Below are 15,747 nucleotides of genomic sequence, written 5' to 3'. Positions count from 1 at the left end.
CCTGTAAATGCTTGATTAAACGTATGCTTGTAATAAAAAAACAAAACGACTTACAGCGTATATAAGTCGCTTTGTTTAAATAAGCTTTATTTACCAAGTATACGATGCCGATAACATTGCATTGCGTGGTTTACCCGGGAAGTATCTATCGCCAGTAAAACTGGTGTAATCAGCTCGCTCAGCATAGTCTTCGTCGGTTAGGTTAATAATGCGAGCCAAAACCTCAACATTTTTAGTTACTTGCCATTGGGCTCTAAAACTTAAAACTGAGTGGCCTTCGTATTTATTTAAGTTTTCGGGGTCTGTGTAATAGTTTCCAACATGATGCCACTGTAATGCAAACCGTGCATTACTAAGCGCTTGCCAAGTAACATCGAGGTTTGCGATGTTGCGAGGCGCCGTATCTATGTCGTTGCCATTTATGTTTAAGCCACTAATTATCTGATCATTTGTGTAACTGTGTTTGGCATGTGTGCCTGCAAAGTTAACCGACACATTATTTGTTAATTGATAATCAAGCTCAAGTTCAACCCCTCTATGGCGAGAGCTGCCATCATTTACAGTAAAAAAGTCGCTATCGCGGTAAATAGTATTGTGTTTGCTCATGGCATAGATAGATAAGCCGTAACTAAGTTTACTGTATATTCCTTTTAAACCAAATTCGGCGTTGTTGGCTATTTCTTCATTTAAATCAGTCGTGGTTTGCATACGTTGTAGTTGGTACAACTCTGCAGCTTGTGGCGCTCGGTAACCACGAGAAAAGTTAGCGTAAAACATGTTATTAGTGTTGTACTGGTAACTTATTCCAAGCTTAGGCGAGGCATTGCTAAAGCTATTTTCAGTGCTGGCAGGGCGGCTGTACCTACAGCCACCAAACCCACACTCGCTGCCGTCTTCTTTTGTTCTGCCCGCAAGCATATTGTTTGTGTAGTCGTATTGCATGTGTTCGTAACGCACCCCTGCGGTTATCAGCCATTTATTTAATTGCCAATCTAGTGATGCAAATGGTGCATAGAGGGTCGCATTAACATCGTAATCATAATGCTTACCTTGTGGCACGGTAGCGACTAAAAATGCAGATCCTTGCGTTGCCTCATTTTGACTTTGTAAAAATGAGGCTTGGGTATACTCGCCATCTAAGCCTAAGTTTATAGTTACGTTATTATTTATAGGGTGCTGATAAAGCGATTGAATTCCAATACCTGTTTGACTGTTTTTTTCAAGCGGCGTGCCCGGCAAAAAGTGCTTAAAAAAGTCCATGTTTTGGTCGCGCATATACACAGTGGTAGAAAGCACATCGTTATTGGCTAATTGCCATGTTGCATTACTCCATGCACGCAAGGAGGTTGCCTTTCTAAATGCCTCAGGGTCAAAGTTTTGCTGTGCTATATCTTCATTTTTATAGCTTTCGAACCCTGTAATAAAACCAGCCGTTTGCTGGTCTAAATGTGTGTATGTGATACCCGACGTAAGCAATACGTTATCACGCTCTAAACGATGACGAATGTTTACTTTTTGCTGCTTAACACTTTCATCATCACGATACCCGGTGTCGTCAGTAATGCTAGCGTTTATGCCAATACCACTGTTGCCATAGTCTTTTCCTGCGCGTAATTTAACGCGTGCGTAACCGTATGAGCCATAATCTAAGCCTAATAAACCGTCACCCTGGGTGGTATCGGGCGTTATTACGTTAATAACACCATGCACAGCGTTAGAGCCATAAAGCGCAGACCCCGGGCCTTTTAATACTTCAATACGCTTTGCCATTTCGCTATGCGCTTCAAATAGCTCGTTTATATTACAAAAGCCCGCAGCCCGAAGGGCAATACCATCTTCTAGAGTTAACACACCACCACATGCGCCGGCACCTGATAAAACCGGGGAGCGAAGCGCAGGTAAATATTCTTGGCCATTGCCGCGTTGTATATTAGCGCCAGCAACGCGTTGTAGGGCTTCTTCAATATGAGTAGGTGCAATACTATTAAGTTGCGCCTCGGTTAATGTAGAGATCGACAATGGAAGGGGGGTAGAAAGTGCTTCTACCCTTGATGCTGTAGTGGTAATAACTTCAATTGGGTCTGTGCTTTTCTGATCGGCAAAAACAGCTTGGCTAAACGGCAAAATCAGCGGTAAACAATAATATTTCATACATACCTAAAACGTTGTGAAAATAGCTTAGGTTGATGATATGTGGTTTTTGTATGCATTTAAACTTGTTGCGTTAAAGCACATACTAACGTTAACCAATTAGCGGCCATTAAAGCGTTTAATTTGCTCATTAATTATGTTTATATCGACGACACCTGGTTTGAATGCAATATAAACAGGCAAGCTAGATTCATCAAACTGGCGAGCATAAATGCCTGTATTATTTTTAGCAAACCAAAGACCAGCCTGATAATTGGTGATTACATAATCGACGCGTTTTTTTTCTAATAATTTAAATGAATCTGATGTTGAAAGTGAATGTATTATATTTTTAGGCAATATTTTGTACTTATCAGCTATTTCATTAGGTAAGGCAACGCCTCGGAGCATAGCTATTCTAGTGTGAGAAAAGTCTTCGTTATTTAGCGAGTTTTTATTTAAAGCAAACAGTCCCAACTTGGTGACATGTGTAGGGTGCTGAGTAAACTCTAAATGTTTTTCGCGCAGTGTATTTGTCGCCAAGGAAAAATAACAGTCGTAATAGTTTAGGATCATTTCTTTTTTTACACGTGCCCAGGGTAAGTGTATTACTTTAATGTTTAAACCTAAGCTTTGCTTTAAGTAATTTATCAGATCAATGTCTGAGCCTGTAAATGTGTTTTTTTGCTCGTCGAAAATAGTATAAGGCGGGTAGTGAGTTGTAACGCAGCGCAATGTTTTACCTGGTTCGGCAAAGGCTAACGATGACGCCGTTAAAGCGAAGATTAATAAAATAAAGCGCATAACTATCAAATCCATTTTCTTTTAAGTATATAACCTATTTTTTAATTTTAAAGTGACTCATGAAATTGATGATCTTTGCGTATTTTTAACGCGTATATAAACATTTTTGGAAGGCATTATGTTTGACGCAGAGCAGCAATCACGCATCATAGAAATGGCATGGGAAGACAGAACGCCCTTCGAAGCCATTGAACAATTATACGGATTAAAATACCCTCAGCTTGTCGTTTTTATGCGAGATCATATTTCTAAGGGAAGCTTTAAAGTGTGGCGTAAGCGCCACGCAGGGCGTAAAACTAAGCACTTAAAGTTACGCTATCCCGCTATTATGCGCAGCCACTGTAAAACTCAGTATAAACACCGTTAACACCGTAAGTTTAAATTTAAGGGCTATTTCATTTGATGTTCATCCTAGCTTGTTAGTCTTAGATGACTATTAGCACTGGAGATATCCATGAAAGCAGTTATTTATACCGCACTCATCACACTTGCGCTGGCATCAGTTGGTGCACAGGCTAAACCAAACAAAAATAATTATGGTCAGCACCAAGGTAAAAAGGTTGGCCATAAAAAACACAAGCATCATGATCATAACTCTCTTTCTAAAAAAGAGAAAAAGCAGCTACTTCGTGCAGGGTGGACCCCACCTGGTAAAAGTAAGCGTTACTATACCGGTGACATTTTAGAAGTTGATATATACAAACGTGGTAGAGTTGTTGAACGTTCGAAAAATAATGGTACTGTAAGTATTGAAATCGACCGTAAAATTATTCACTTAGTACACGACACACGAGAAATCTTATCAATTTTGAGTCGCTAAATTAATTTAAAGGGATTTAAGTAATGCTTACATTGTTGGCTGTAACTACTGGCTTTTTTTTACTGGTAACTTTACTACCTATGTCATACAGCCAACACTACTTGGTTAGAAGTTGCGACTTTGTCCGCTTACAGGTGTTTTATATTGCTAGTTTTATATTTGTTAGCGCGTTATTTTTATTATGGTTAAACAGTAATACACACTATGCTTTTATTACGATCGTAGCCTTAATTATTATGATATTACAAGGGAAGTGGATTTTTCCTTATACTTGGCTTGCAAAAAAAGAAGTACAAAGCGCAAGTAAAAGTAGCCAGCACAGCATAAGAATAATGTCGGCAAATGTGCTTATGTCGAATCACAATAGCGAGCAACTAATAACGTTGGTGAATCAGCATAAACCTGATTTACTCATTACCCTTGAAAGCGATAGCTGGTGGGAAGAAAAGTTATCGGTGCTTAAAAAAGATTACCCTTACTATATAGAATGCCCGAAAGACAACCGCTATGGCATGCATTTATACAGCAAATTTAAATTACTCGATGCCCAAATATGTGAGCTCATTGAAGATGATATTCCTTCAATTCATATTTTATTTGAAAACGACGAAGGCCTAAAAATGCAGGGGCACTTTATTCACCCCGCACCACCTAGCCCAACTGAAGAAGATTCATCGCGTCCGCGTGATAGCGAATTAATCATGGTTGCCAAAGCGGTAAAAAATCCAACTCGCCCAACCATTGTAGCGGGCGATTTAAATGATGTAGCTTGGTCGCGCAGCACACGTTTATTTATGCAAATAAGTGGCTTTTTAGATCCCCGTAAAGGTCGCGGTTTTTATAACACATTCCATGCTGGTTACTTTTTTATGCGCTGGCCGCTCGATCATCTATTTCATAGCCAAGGGTTCAAAGTAAAACGTATTAAGCGCCTCGCAAAATATGGCTCAGACCACTTTGCGCTGCTTACCGAGCTTTCTTATGAAAATGCCAATCAGCAGTCATTAGAGGACAAACCCGACAAGTTAAAGCAAGAGGAAGTAGCAGAACTGACTATGAGCAAAGCCGATAAGCGAAAGGTGCCAAGGTTTGAGAAGAGCTAGCTGTTAGCTATTAGTTTTTAGCTGTTAGTTGAATACGTTTTAACTTGAACGCTCAGGCTTGATTCATGATACTTCATCAGCTAGTGTAGGTCGGACAAGCGAAGCGCCATCCGACACAGTAAAATACCTTGCCAGTTATAATCAATATTTTATGTTGTCGAGTGGCTCAGGGCGTGGAGTTGCCTTCCAGGTTTAACTCGTTTCTGCCCTAAAACGAGTTTAGGCGACGGTCGCAATTGAGCGATAAGCGATCATTGAGATTGGATAAATTTTAAAAATAACCAATATAGCTTATAAATACAGAAATCCAGACGAATGAACATATCAATAGCGCAATTAATACTGCTGCGGAGCCTAAATCTTTAGCGAGACCTGACAATGGATGAATCTCTAAGCCAACTCTGTCTATTGTTGCTTCTATTGCTGTATTAACAACCTCTGCGAATATCACAAATAAAACAGAGATTAGTAGCATGACCTTTTCGTAAATACCTATCTGCCAAATCGAAATAATAGTTAGCGATAAAGCGAGTAAAAAAAGCTCTTGTTTAAAAGCGGCTTCATTTTTAGCAAGCCATTTAAATGCACGCTGTGAATTTTTAAAAGCTAAAACTACTCGATTAATACCTGACGGCTTATTTGCACTATCAAATTGCATTGGAAACTCTCTTTATAGACTTAGGGCCTTACAGGCGTTAAAAATATCGTATTCAGGTTGGTATTGACTGCTGCTTACTTGAGTTAAGCCAAGTAAAGTGTCAAAAATATTGTCGTGTGAAAATACTTTTGAGCGTTGTAACTCAATACAATGATTAAATTTAGAGTTAGCGAGTTTATTACTCCAAAAAATCATTGGAATATGGGTTTGCTCGCTTGGTGCTAATGCATATGGAAACCCGTGAAGGTATAAACCTTTCTCACCAAGTGACTCACCGTGATCTGACACATATAGAAGTGACTTCTTCGTTTCGTTACTTGTTTGTAATACTTTTATCAACTGGCTCAACACCTTGTCTGTGTATGCGATAGTATTATCATATGTGTTTGTTAGTTCAGTTGTACTACAGTTCTGAATATCGCTTCGAGAGCAATCAGGTTTAAACAAACTCTCGTGTTCAGGGTAACGACGATAATAAGTTGGTCCATGTGAGCCTATCATATGTAGAACAACCAATTTATGTTTAGCGTTACTAGTAGCTATCTTGTCTGCTAGTTTCGTAACTAATATTTCATCAAAACAGTAATGACCATCACATAACGGATCTTCTTTATTCGGCTCAATGTTGTCCGATTTGATGCGAGCACACACTCCTTTACAGCTGCTGTTATTATCAATCCATGTTACTTCAACACCACTACGTTGAATTATGTCTAGAGCATTCTCTTGACTACTAGCAAGCCGAGAATCATATTCTTTGCGGTTCAGTCGTGAAAACATACAGGGGACTGAAATAGCCGTCGCAGTTCCACATGATGAAACATCACTAAAATACTTTACGCCTAACTTGGGAGTATAAGCATTCGTTGCTCTACTATAGCCTTGTAGTGAAAAGTTAGCCGCCCGAGCTGTTTCCCCGACAACCATTACTGTTAGCGAAGTGCTCGTTTTATTTTTTAAACTGGGCAATTTATCGAGTACCTTGAAAGGTAATGGTGGATAAAAGTAATTATCCCTCAGGTATTTATAACCCGCTGTATAGAATGAAAACGGGGTGATATAACTTGTTACTTGTCGGTTGTTACGCCCAACAGAAGCGTATTCTTTATAAAAAGTTACTACTATTAAGGCACAACAGAGCAAAGCAAGTAGATTTAGCTTTGCAAAGCTTTTTAAACGTGCTCTAAAACTCCCTATAATTGTGAACTTGGAAAATAAGTAAGTAGGTACAACTCCCAATAAAACAATAAATAACACAAGCTGAAAGTTTAAATATGAAAATGCTTCACCTGAATTTGTTTCAACGATATTTTGTAACATGCTTTTGTCAAAAATAACGCCATAGTTAAGTGTTGAATAAAACAACAATGAGCAAACTAAAACACTAAATAGAAGTATAGGTTTAACAAAAGTAATTAAGGACAACCAACTTAAAACTAAAACAGTCAATGAGAAAAGCAATAGAGGGATTGACGCGATAAAAAGCCAATTTATATGCCCTGACTGTGTTGCAGCCATAAAAGTATTGTATAAAAACAAGCCATTAAATGCGATAACGATATACATTGAAACTAAGCAAACAAATTGGCTGTAACTTACTTGCCAAGACGAAATACAAAATCTTTTAAAAGCAATTTTCATAATTATTCCTTATCGCTATTTTTATTAGCTAAACGATAAAGCTGCTCGGTGTAAGCTAAGTTGCTAAATAACACATGAGCGAGTGCCTTTTCAGCTAACGTTTGATCTGCGTTTTGCTGTTCATTTTTTTCTTGTATTTTGGTTTGTTTGTTATAGCGCCAATAGCTGGTTTGTTGATTTGGCATTAGGATGACAGCGCGTTCATTTTCTAGGTATGCAAAATTGTCGTAGTACTGCATCATTGCACGTTCAACTGGGTAACTTTTAGTTAGATCAAAGCCCAGCATAGGGGTTGCTTGGTCAATTCCTAAAAGTGACAACAATGTAACAGGTAGATCAATTTGACTAACGAGTCTTGGATCGCGTTTACTTTTCATATCGCTGTTTAAAATAACAGCGGGTATATGAAAAGACTTCAAAGGGACAGGTTCAGAGCCAAAAACACGCACATCATGGTCTGCCACAACCAAAAATACGGTGTTTTCCCAGTACGACCGTGTTTTTGCTTTATTTATAAATTTCCCTAGTGCGTAATCGGCATACTTAATTGCAAGATCACGCTTATAGTTTTCAGGGTTATGCCCTTTGGGTAGCGATACTTTGCCTTGTGGTATATCAAACGGATCGTGATTACTAGAAGTAAATACAAGACTAAAAAATGGCTCTGTCGAATTACTTAATTTAGTCAGTTCTTTATCTGCTTGATTGAATAAGTCCTCATCACTTACCCCCCAAGAGGAGATAAACTGGGGATTTTCAATATGGTTGATGTCAACAATATCGTTAAACCCGTTTCCTAGAAAAAAGCTTTTCATATTGTCAAAATGGCTTTCACCGCCGTAGATAAACTGTGTTTTGTAACCTTCTTGACTCAATACATCCGCTAGTGAAAAAAAGTTATGCTGCGATTTAGATAGTTTAACTACCGAGCGAGATGGTGATGGTGTAAAACCTGTGGTAATTGCTTCAATACCTCTTACGGATCGCGTGCCCGTAGCATAAAGGTTGTCAAATCCCCACCCTTGTTGATAAAGCTCATCAAGTTCAGGCGTAATATCTAACCCACCAAGTTCCCCAACAAATCGGGCACCTAAACTTTCCTCAAGTATTATAACTAAGTTTTTTTTAACACCAGACACAAAAGGCTTGTTGTGCGCCAAGGTTGGAATATTTCCGGTGACAAACTGTTTTCGATAAGAAGCCTTTTTGACCGTATCTATAATTTGTTGACGAGGCATTGTGCCATACAAATTACTGGCACTTTTTTCGTTACCCATGTTTTTCAGCGCAAACGCAACACTGTAAGTGGAGTTAAGAACAAGTGAGTTTACTAGTGAATCTTGAGAAAAATAGACTAATGCAGGATTAAGCGGCCGGTGGCTCAATGTACCTCTAGCAGCAAATAAGCAGATTATTAAAGCAGCCATTAGAATGGGTAAATTGGATGCTTTTTTCAGTGACTGTGGTTGTGTGAATGCCCTGCATAAAAGGCGATAGCTATAAACGCTTGTTAACGAGGCCAAAAGCAATGTACTTAGCATTGCAAAAAGATGGCCATGCACTAACATTGAGAAGACTTCTTGTGGGTAATCAAGGTATTCAATATATAATCGGTTAGGCCTTACATCATATTGATTGATGAATGCAGGTGTTGATGCTTCAACAATAACAACTACAGTTACAACGCTGCTACCGTAAAGTGTAAAAATACGCTGGAAAAGCTCTGTTTTATGGCGTGCAACTACATTCAGTATCAGTATAAAAACCCCAATAGTTGCTAAGTATCCAATGCTACTTAAGTCTATTCTGATTGCTCCTGATATGATCGGCCAAATATCACCATCATTTAATCTTGAATGTTGCCAAAACAATAAAGCAATGCGGGAAGTTATAAAGATTGATATCAATATAATAGTAAAACGCAACAAGGGTTTTAAAACGGAAGTATTTGCTGTCATAGTTGTGCTCGATCTTAATAATTGCAGCAATACTAAAAACCGAAACTTAAGAAATCCTGAGTCTAAACTTAATATTGGCTAAACTATGGAAACTTAAGCAAGTCTTAAGTAAAACTTAAGCTATATGGCGTAACCTAATGATGAAGTTGCATTTCAGGTGAATGAGTAACACATGAAGTTATTAATAATTGAAGATTCAGCGTCACTAAGGCGTAGTTTACGAATTGGCTTAGCAAATCTAGGCTTTGCGGTTGATGACACCGGTGATGGTGCACAAGGGCTGAGTATGGCGATGACAGGTGGGTATGAGCTTATAATACTTGATATTATGTTACCGAGTATCGATGGTATTACTTTATTGCAAACCATAAGAACCAAACAGCTTGATTCTAAAGTCTTAATTTTGTCAGCTAAGCAAGAACCTGAAGACCGTGTTTTAGGGCTTTTAACAGGAGCGGATGATTATCTGACTAAACCCTTTTCATTTGATGAGCTCCACGCTCGACTGCTAAATTTAATGCGCCGTGGAGGATTGAAGATGATGAGTGATATCATAACCATTGATAATTTAGCACTGAATTTACAGTTAAAACTGCTAAAAGTTGCTGACAATGTTATTGACTTAACACCCAATGAGTACAAAATCGTCGAATGTTTATTTAGCAATCAAAATAAAGTGTTTAGTGCAGAAAAGCTAAGTACCTACCTTGCAGGGCAATATGATTTGATATCAAAGAACTCGATTGAAGCCCATTTATCATCTGCTCGCAAAAAAGTAAGAGTTGCAGGAGGGGAGCTGCCAATTCAAACCAAACGTGGTTTTGGTTATATTGTACAAGGACAATAATGAAATCTATTCGCAGTAAATTAGTTGTTACACTCTCGGTAACTATAACTAGCTTTGTTTTATGCATTTTGTTGGCAACCGACATTGCTGTTGATAGTTGGATAGATAATGAGTTTGATCGCAGCCTGCAATCAAAAGCAGGTATGTTAATGACCTTAGTACATAAAACTAATGAAGGTTTTTCGTTTAACTTTTCTAGTGAGTTTATGCCTGAGTTTGCAGGGGAAATAGAGCCTGAGTACTTTCAAATATGGAGCAAAGAAGGCACTTTCACTCGCTCCAAAAGTTTAGATTTATTTGAGGTTAAAAACTTACCATTTGAAGACTTGGAGATTGGCGAATCAAAAATACGCCTTTTACAATTACCTGATGGCCGAGATGGTCGAGTGTTTTATAGTCGTTTTATACCAAAAGGAAAAGACAATACATCAGAAGATACACATAAAAAAACAAATGATGAGCCACTGACTTTAGCTTATGCAGCGTCTTCTGAGGAAGTTGATTTTGTACTTTGGTTGATTGACGTTATTTTTATAGTGACCACAATTGCAGTTATTGTATTTATTCGATTATTTGTCAGGAAGGCGATAGATACATCACTTGCGCCATTAATTAAACTCAACCAAGATATTAGTCAGTTAAGTATTACCAGTGAAGGTTCACAGATATTTATACAAGAGCCAGTTCAAGAACTCTTGCCTATTGTTGAAAGTTTAAACGCCTTTATTAAAGAGAATAGACAACTTTACCTAAGGGAAAAGCGACTTACATCCGATATTGCCCATGAAATAAAAACGCCCATTGCCGAATTGATTAATATGGCTGAAGTTGCTATCAGGTTTCCAAATGAGATAGAACTCAATGAGGATTTTAAGCCAGAAGCGTTGAAAATAAGTTTACGGCTTAAAAATATCGTTTCGAACTTATTGCTATTACATAAATACAGTGATGGTAAGCTAATAAAACAAGATGCTTGTGATTTAAATCAAGTTATTACCAGAGTCTTAGAAAACACTGATTTATCGCGTGTAAATTTGGAGTTAAATGAGAGTGCACCAGCAATTATAAGCAACTTGTTTGCCCTCGAATCAATTATTAGCAATTTAGTTAACAACGCTAAACAATACAGCCCACTAAATTCAAAAATTTTAGTTTCGACAATGATTTCAAAAGAAAAACTTTTACTTTTGTCAGTTACTAACTCCCTTATTGAACCTTTGAGTGATAATGATATAGACCAATTATTTGACCCTTTATGGCAAAAAGACACTTCAAGAACATCGAATGATAACTTTGGATTGGGGTTATCAATCGCTAAAACGCTTAGTAAAGCAATTGATGCGCAATTAAGTGCAGAAGTTAGTGACAGAAAAATCACATTCTCTTTAGCCTTAAACACTGATTAGTTTATTTAGCCCTACATAGAAATAAAGGCTGGGGAATGCAATTATGTGATGAGGCTCCTAAATACTTAATTGTACTGGCAGCTATCAAACAATCAACTACGTTTCTGCGGCTTAGCAGGGTGTTGTTATCACTATACATTTTACAGAGCCGTCCTTCGGCTCTAACTCGTTTTTGTCCACAAACGAGTTTGCTGACCGTTTGCTCATCACTCTTACCTGCCAAGCCTGGCTTTCTGAAATGTAAGCTAAGCATCTGTTTTTAATGTAAAAATTAAGATTTATTTTGATTTTTCTCACTGTGTTTATGGCTTTAAATACACTTGTAGGATGGAGCTATTCGTGCATAAAACCATGGAGATTCGCCCATAAAAAAGCCTAAAAGTGATTGCTCACCTTTAGGCTTAATAATATTTTTAAAATACGTATTAATACTTTTTTAATACGTGTATTTCAGGTGTGTAGCTAAATTAGCTATTAACCATAATACATTTAATATTCACAAATTCGCGCATCCCAAAGCCACCATGCTCTCGGCCGTAGCCGCTTTCTTTAACACCGCCAAACGGTAGGTTTGGCTGCGCTAAACCATAGCCGTTAATGTTGATCATACCGGTATCAAAGTGCTTTTTAGCCATTTCGATAGCTTTTTTCTCATCTTTAGAAAAAATACCACCGCCTAAACCATAGCGAGAGTCGTTGGCGATACGCATGGCATCGTCGTTGTCTTTTGCTTTAATAAGTGAAGCGACAGGGCCAAATAATTCGTCGTCGTATGCAGGCATACCCGGCGATAAGTTATCAACAATTGTGGGCGGGTAGTAGTAACCCGTTTGCGATGGAATTTCACCACCCGTTACAATATTTGCACCTGCTTTAACCGATTGCATGACTTGGTCATGAATACCGTCGCGTAAGTCTTCACGTGCCATTGGGCCAAGGTCTGTATCATCGGCCATTGGGTCGCCCATTTTTAACGCTTCAAACTGTTCTTTAATTTGTGCTTTAAAGTCATCATAAAGTGATTCAACCACTACAAAGCGTTTTGCAGAAACACAGGTTTCGCCGTTGTTAATAATTCGGCCCATTACGCAGGTTTTAACGGCTAGTTCTAAATCAGCATCGTCTAACACTAAGTAAGCGTCGTTACTGCCAAGTTCTAGTACTGTTTTTTTGACATGTTTACCGGCTTCTTCAGCTACTTTTTTACCCGTTGCATCACTACCAGTGAAGGTCACGCCACTAATTGCTTTGTGTGCAATTAGGCTGCTTGCCGTTTTGCCATCAATTAATAAATTACTAAAACAGTATTCAGGAAAACCAGCTTGTTTAAATAAGGCTTCAATTTTTTCAGCCATGCCAAATACGTTACCCGCATGTTTTAAAACGGTGGTATTACCGGCCATAATGTTAGCCGCGCTGTAACGTATAACTTGATAAAGCGGAAAGTTCCAAGGTTGAATACCTAACAATACGCCTGTTGGTTGGTAACTAATTATGGCGCGGCCGCCGTCCATGTCGCGCTCTTCATCTGCAAGCACCAGTGGGCCGTTTTCAGCGGTATAACGGCAAATGCCCGCGCACAACTCAGCTTCTTGAAAACCTTGCTCGTACACTTTACCCATTTCTTCGGTCATTAATTTAGCAATGGCTTCTTTTTGTTCTTCAAAAAGTGTTGCTAGGGCATTTAAATGTTTTGCACGTTCTTCAAACGACGTCAAACGCCATTTTAAATATGTTTCGTGAGATTTTTCGATTACTTGCTCAGCCTCATGTTGAGAAAGTAGCGTGTAGGTATCGATGGTTTGCTCAGTTGCCGGATTAATCGTTTTAACTGTATTGCTCATTCCTATCTCCTTACAATTTATGTAAGCAAGTAGGTGCAAAACAAAGGCCAATATAATCTAATAAATAATCTAAGGTTAACTTTCTGATTAATAATGGCTATTTTGTTTTTAAATTGTTGTTTTATTTTTTTTTATAGCTTTTTTAAATTAGGGAAGGTAAAAAATACTGGTCAGTGCAAAATTTACAAACTATAAAGGAGTTAAATAGCGTTAGAAAAGTGTTTGTGCAATTTGTTTGAGCAGGTACGTTTCTCGTAAAATAGATAGGCCTTGTTTTTCACTATTTGCTAATGTGCGCTCGTTGTGTGCAATTGCATCGTTTATATCTACCCACTTGGCAGTCATGCCATTTTGCTGTTCGTAGTGTTCTAATTTTGCTTTTCCAAACTCATCTGCAATGTTACACACATAGCAATACGATTTTATATGAATAATATCAAAGTCGTCTTTATACCAAGGGCGGTATTCTTCGTAGAGCCCAAAGTCTTTAATTACCGTGATATTTTGCGCACCGGTTTCTTCATTTAGCTCGCGAATTAAGCCTTTTTCAATACTTTCACCTTCATCTACACCTCCGCCCGGTAGGCTGTAATCGTCATAACGATTTGTGTACATAAGTAATATTTTATTGTTTTTTATTACAATGGCACGAGCGGTAATACGTGTGAAATGAGTGCCTTGGTTTATATTAATGCCAGAGTGGATTAAGGTTTTTAATTGCTGCATTTCATCTCCTTTTATTAACATACGAGTATATCAGCTGTATAAGTGTTACTTGCAAATAAAAATTGTTTTTATTGTGATCGTTATGCTTTCAGCTTACGTAAATAGAGGGTTGATATAATAGGACAATAAATCATTTAAGTTATTTTAAAAGATTAGCTCAATACGCACCTTTAAATTAGTTCTTAGGATGCGTAGAATAAAAAAAAAGAACAGGGATTTATCATGTTAAACATACTTTTAGTAGATGATGACGTTGAATTTAGTGACGTTGTTTGCCACATAGTCGAATTCCTCGGCCACAATATAAGCACCGCAACCAGTTTAAAAGAAGCACACCAATGGTTTGAAAATAATACCTTTGATCACGTGCTACTTGATTTTATGTTACCTGATGGAAGCGGACTTCATTTGCTTGACCATTTAAAAATAATTGGCCAGTCTCCAAAAATTACACTCATATCGGGCCACCCTTCAGTGAAGGGAATATTGGCTGATATGTGTGAGCCTAATATTGGGCACCTTCTAAAACCCCTCCAACGCGAAGATTTAGAGCTTGTTTTAAACGGCCCTAAAAAAGTAGCCGTTAAAAAGGCAAAAACCAGTGGTATTACGCGTCATTTTGGCAGCTTAATTGGCGAGTCAGAGCCAATGCACAAACTGTACAATATGATTGAGCGCGTGGCTAAAACAAACGCTAATGTCATGTTAATGGGCGAAAGTGGCGCAGGTAAAGAGGTAGTGGCTCAAGCAATACATAATGCGAGTCAATGCGAAGGCCCGTTAGTGGCTAGTAACTGTGGTGCACTTTCAAAAGAGCTGATTGGCAGTGAGTTGTTTGGCCATGAAAAAGGCGCATTTACAGGTGCAATTGCGCGTAAAGAAGGGGTGTTTGAGCAATCAAACGACGGTACTTTGTTTTTAGATGAAGTAACCGAAATGCCAATTGATATGCAGCCTAATTTATTGCGCGTTCTCGAAACCAAAAAAGTAACTCGTGTTGGTGGCAATAAAGAAATTCCAACTAATTGCCGAGTCATTTCTGCAACCAACCGATCGTTAGAAGATTTAGCACAAAATAACGTTATTCGTGAAGATATTTACTTTAGGTTAGCAGTGTTTCCTATTGACATACCGCCACTTAGAGACCGAAAAGACGATATACCACTGTTGGCCAAAGCATTTTTAGATCAGTTAAACGATGAAAATGGCACCGCATTTAGTTGGACTGCTGCACAGCTTAAAGAGCTACAAAGTTATGAGTGGCCTGGCAATGTGCGTGAAATCCGCCATGCAATACACCGTGCTTTTATCATGAGTGACCCTAAATCAGGCGAAGTGACATTACCAGATAATCTTGAGTCGCCATTCTCTCGCGTGAACAATCAAGCCACTGACAACGCGGTATCGGCTGGGCAAACCATAGAAGAAGTTGAAAAAGAGCTTATTCATGCAACACTCGATAAGGTACAAGGAAATAAAACACTTGCTGCACAAATGCTGGGCATTAGTACTAAAACACTTTACAACCGTCTGAATGCCTATGGTGGTATTGGCGAGTATAAATAAGTTGAGAGATAACATGACACAGAGCAATCAACCGGAGCCTCTTAATAAATTAGTTCATGACGCAAGAGCCCCTTTAAATCGCATTTCGATGAATGCAGAGTTAATTAAGTTGGTACTTGAAAACGATATGCCAAAAGAAAAAGCACTTGAGGCACTTAATAAAATTATTGTTAATTGCCAGCAATGCAGTGAAAGCTTACAGCAAATTGTTGATTCTCAATAATTAATGCGTGTTTTATACGCA

Annotated in this window: 14 protein-coding genes; 7 read left to right on the top strand and 7 right to left on the bottom strand. The window is 38.3% G+C overall.

Going from position 1 to position 15,747, the window contains the following annotated elements; all coding sequences use genetic code 11:
* Positions 1–90: 90 nt before the first annotated feature.
* Both KZZ04_RS15595 and KZZ04_RS15590 read right to left on the bottom strand, forming a co-directional pair.
* The gene (locus KZZ04_RS15595; protein ID WP_219423128.1) at positions 91–2,151 is read right to left on the bottom strand and encodes a TonB-dependent receptor; all 2,061 of its coding nucleotides are present in this window, start codon (positions 2,149–2,151) and stop codon (positions 91–93) included.
* A gap of 99 nt (positions 2,152–2,250) precedes the next feature.
* Positions 2,251–2,934: an ABC transporter substrate-binding protein gene (locus KZZ04_RS15590; RefSeq protein ID WP_219423127.1), complete on the bottom strand. Its 684-nt coding sequence runs from the start codon at positions 2,932–2,934 to the stop codon at positions 2,251–2,253.
* 118 nt (positions 2,935–3,052) lie between these two features.
* Here KZZ04_RS15590 and KZZ04_RS15585 point away from each other — a divergent pair, with 118 nt between their 5' ends.
* The 3 genes from KZZ04_RS15585 to KZZ04_RS15575 all read left to right on the top strand — a co-directional run bounded on the left by KZZ04_RS15585 (position 3,053) and on the right by KZZ04_RS15575 (position 4,857).
* Positions 3,053–3,301 carry a TIGR03643 family protein gene (locus tag KZZ04_RS15585; RefSeq protein ID WP_219423126.1) on the top strand — a complete coding sequence of 83 codons (249 nt, stop codon included), beginning with the start codon at positions 3,053–3,055 and terminating at the stop codon, positions 3,299–3,301.
* An 87-nt stretch (positions 3,302–3,388) separates the two neighbouring features.
* On the top strand, positions 3,389–3,754 hold the full coding sequence (locus KZZ04_RS15580; protein WP_058404229.1) for a hypothetical protein: 366 nt from the start codon (positions 3,389–3,391) through the stop codon (positions 3,752–3,754).
* Between the two features lie 23 nt (positions 3,755–3,777).
* The gene (locus KZZ04_RS15575) at positions 3,778–4,857 is read left to right on the top strand and encodes an endonuclease/exonuclease/phosphatase family protein (RefSeq protein WP_138529777.1); all 1,080 of its coding nucleotides are present in this window, start codon (positions 3,778–3,780) and stop codon (positions 4,855–4,857) included.
* Positions 4,858–5,128: 271 nt separating this feature from the next.
* Here the strand turns inward: KZZ04_RS15575 and KZZ04_RS15570 are convergent, their stop codons facing one another.
* Genes KZZ04_RS15570 through KZZ04_RS15560 form a run of 3 tightly spaced genes read right to left on the bottom strand, consistent with a single transcriptional unit; the run spans position 5,129 to position 9,114 of the window.
* The gene (locus KZZ04_RS15570; RefSeq protein WP_058551568.1) at positions 5,129–5,515 is read right to left on the bottom strand and encodes a diacylglycerol kinase; all 387 of its coding nucleotides are present in this window, start codon (positions 5,513–5,515) and stop codon (positions 5,129–5,131) included.
* 12 nt (positions 5,516–5,527) lie between these two features.
* Positions 5,528–7,156 (bottom strand): phosphoethanolamine transferase, encoded by a 1,629-nt coding sequence (locus tag KZZ04_RS15565; protein ID WP_138529773.1) that lies wholly within the window; start codon positions 7,154–7,156, stop codon positions 5,528–5,530.
* A 2-nt stretch (positions 7,157–7,158) separates the two neighbouring features.
* Positions 7,159–9,114 carry an LTA synthase family protein gene (locus KZZ04_RS15560; protein ID WP_138529771.1) on the bottom strand — a complete coding sequence of 652 codons (1,956 nt, stop codon included), beginning with the start codon at positions 9,112–9,114 and terminating at the stop codon, positions 7,159–7,161.
* Positions 9,115–9,286: 172 nt separating this feature from the next.
* On the opposite strand from KZZ04_RS15560, the gene KZZ04_RS15555 reads away from it, so the two are divergent.
* Entirely contained in the window at positions 9,287–9,961 is a 675-nt protein-coding gene (locus KZZ04_RS15555; protein WP_058404233.1) for a response regulator transcription factor, read from the top strand.
* A complete protein-coding gene (locus KZZ04_RS15550) occupies positions 9,961–11,367 on the top strand; it encodes a HAMP domain-containing sensor histidine kinase (protein WP_219423125.1) in 1,407 nt (468 codons plus the stop codon). The genes KZZ04_RS15555 and KZZ04_RS15550 overlap by 1 nt, the downstream gene beginning before the upstream one ends.
* 467 nt (positions 11,368–11,834) lie before the next feature.
* Here the strand turns inward: KZZ04_RS15550 and KZZ04_RS15545 are convergent, their stop codons facing one another.
* Both KZZ04_RS15545 and KZZ04_RS15540 read right to left on the bottom strand, forming a co-directional pair.
* Complete coding sequence (locus KZZ04_RS15545) at positions 11,835–13,211, bottom strand: NAD-dependent succinate-semialdehyde dehydrogenase (RefSeq protein ID WP_219423124.1); 1,377 nt, start codon at positions 13,209–13,211, stop codon at positions 11,835–11,837.
* 210 nt (positions 13,212–13,421) lie between these two features.
* Positions 13,422–13,937 (bottom strand): NUDIX hydrolase, encoded by a 516-nt coding sequence (locus tag KZZ04_RS15540; protein ID WP_219423123.1) that lies wholly within the window; start codon positions 13,935–13,937, stop codon positions 13,422–13,424.
* 222 nt (positions 13,938–14,159) lie between these two features.
* Between KZZ04_RS15540 and KZZ04_RS15535 the strand changes: the two genes are divergently transcribed.
* Both KZZ04_RS15535 and KZZ04_RS15530 read left to right on the top strand, forming a co-directional pair.
* Positions 14,160–15,503: a sigma-54 dependent transcriptional regulator gene (locus tag KZZ04_RS15535; protein ID WP_138529763.1), complete on the top strand. Its 1,344-nt coding sequence runs from the start codon at positions 14,160–14,162 to the stop codon at positions 15,501–15,503.
* Positions 15,504–15,516: 13 nt separating this feature from the next.
* Complete coding sequence (locus KZZ04_RS15530) at positions 15,517–15,726, top strand: histidine kinase (protein ID WP_058404238.1); 210 nt, start codon at positions 15,517–15,519, stop codon at positions 15,724–15,726.
* The last annotated feature ends 21 nt before the right edge of the window (positions 15,727–15,747 follow it).

The organism is Pseudoalteromonas sp. CR1, from assembly GCF_019392235.1.
Taxonomy (GTDB): domain Bacteria; phylum Pseudomonadota; class Gammaproteobacteria; order Enterobacterales; family Alteromonadaceae; genus Pseudoalteromonas.
The sequence above is the reverse complement of the archived record's forward strand: the minus strand, read 5'-3'. Positions and strand labels throughout refer to the sequence as shown.

Bases quoted from the DNA above. Each gene is read 5' to 3' on its own strand.
- KZZ04_RS15595 (WP_219423128.1), bottom strand. From the start codon at position 2,151: ATGAAATATTATTGTTTACCGCTGATTTTGCCGTTTAGCCAAGCTGTT.
- KZZ04_RS15590 (WP_219423127.1), bottom strand. From the start codon at position 2,934: ATGCGCTTTATTTTATTAATCTTCGCTTTAACGGCGTCATCGTTAGCC.
- KZZ04_RS15585 (WP_219423126.1), top strand. From the start codon at position 3,053: ATGTTTGACGCAGAGCAGCAATCACGCATCATAGAAATGGCATGGGAA.
- KZZ04_RS15580 (WP_058404229.1), top strand. From the start codon at position 3,389: ATGAAAGCAGTTATTTATACCGCACTCATCACACTTGCGCTGGCATCA.
- KZZ04_RS15575 (WP_138529777.1), top strand. From the start codon at position 3,778: ATGCTTACATTGTTGGCTGTAACTACTGGCTTTTTTTTACTGGTAACT.
- KZZ04_RS15570 (WP_058551568.1), bottom strand. From the start codon at position 5,515: ATGCAATTTGATAGTGCAAATAAGCCGTCAGGTATTAATCGAGTAGTT.
- KZZ04_RS15565 (WP_138529773.1), bottom strand. From the start codon at position 7,156: ATGAAAATTGCTTTTAAAAGATTTTGTATTTCGTCTTGGCAAGTAAGT.
- KZZ04_RS15560 (WP_138529771.1), bottom strand. From the start codon at position 9,114: ATGACAGCAAATACTTCCGTTTTAAAACCCTTGTTGCGTTTTACTATT.
- KZZ04_RS15555 (WP_058404233.1), top strand. From the start codon at position 9,287: ATGAAGTTATTAATAATTGAAGATTCAGCGTCACTAAGGCGTAGTTTA.
- KZZ04_RS15550 (WP_219423125.1), top strand. From the start codon at position 9,961: ATGAAATCTATTCGCAGTAAATTAGTTGTTACACTCTCGGTAACTATA.
- KZZ04_RS15545 (WP_219423124.1), bottom strand. From the start codon at position 13,211: ATGAGCAATACAGTTAAAACGATTAATCCGGCAACTGAGCAAACCATC.
- KZZ04_RS15540 (WP_219423123.1), bottom strand. From the start codon at position 13,937: ATGCAGCAATTAAAAACCTTAATCCACTCTGGCATTAATATAAACCAA.
- KZZ04_RS15535 (WP_138529763.1), top strand. From the start codon at position 14,160: ATGTTAAACATACTTTTAGTAGATGATGACGTTGAATTTAGTGACGTT.
- KZZ04_RS15530 (WP_058404238.1), top strand. From the start codon at position 15,517: ATGACACAGAGCAATCAACCGGAGCCTCTTAATAAATTAGTTCATGAC.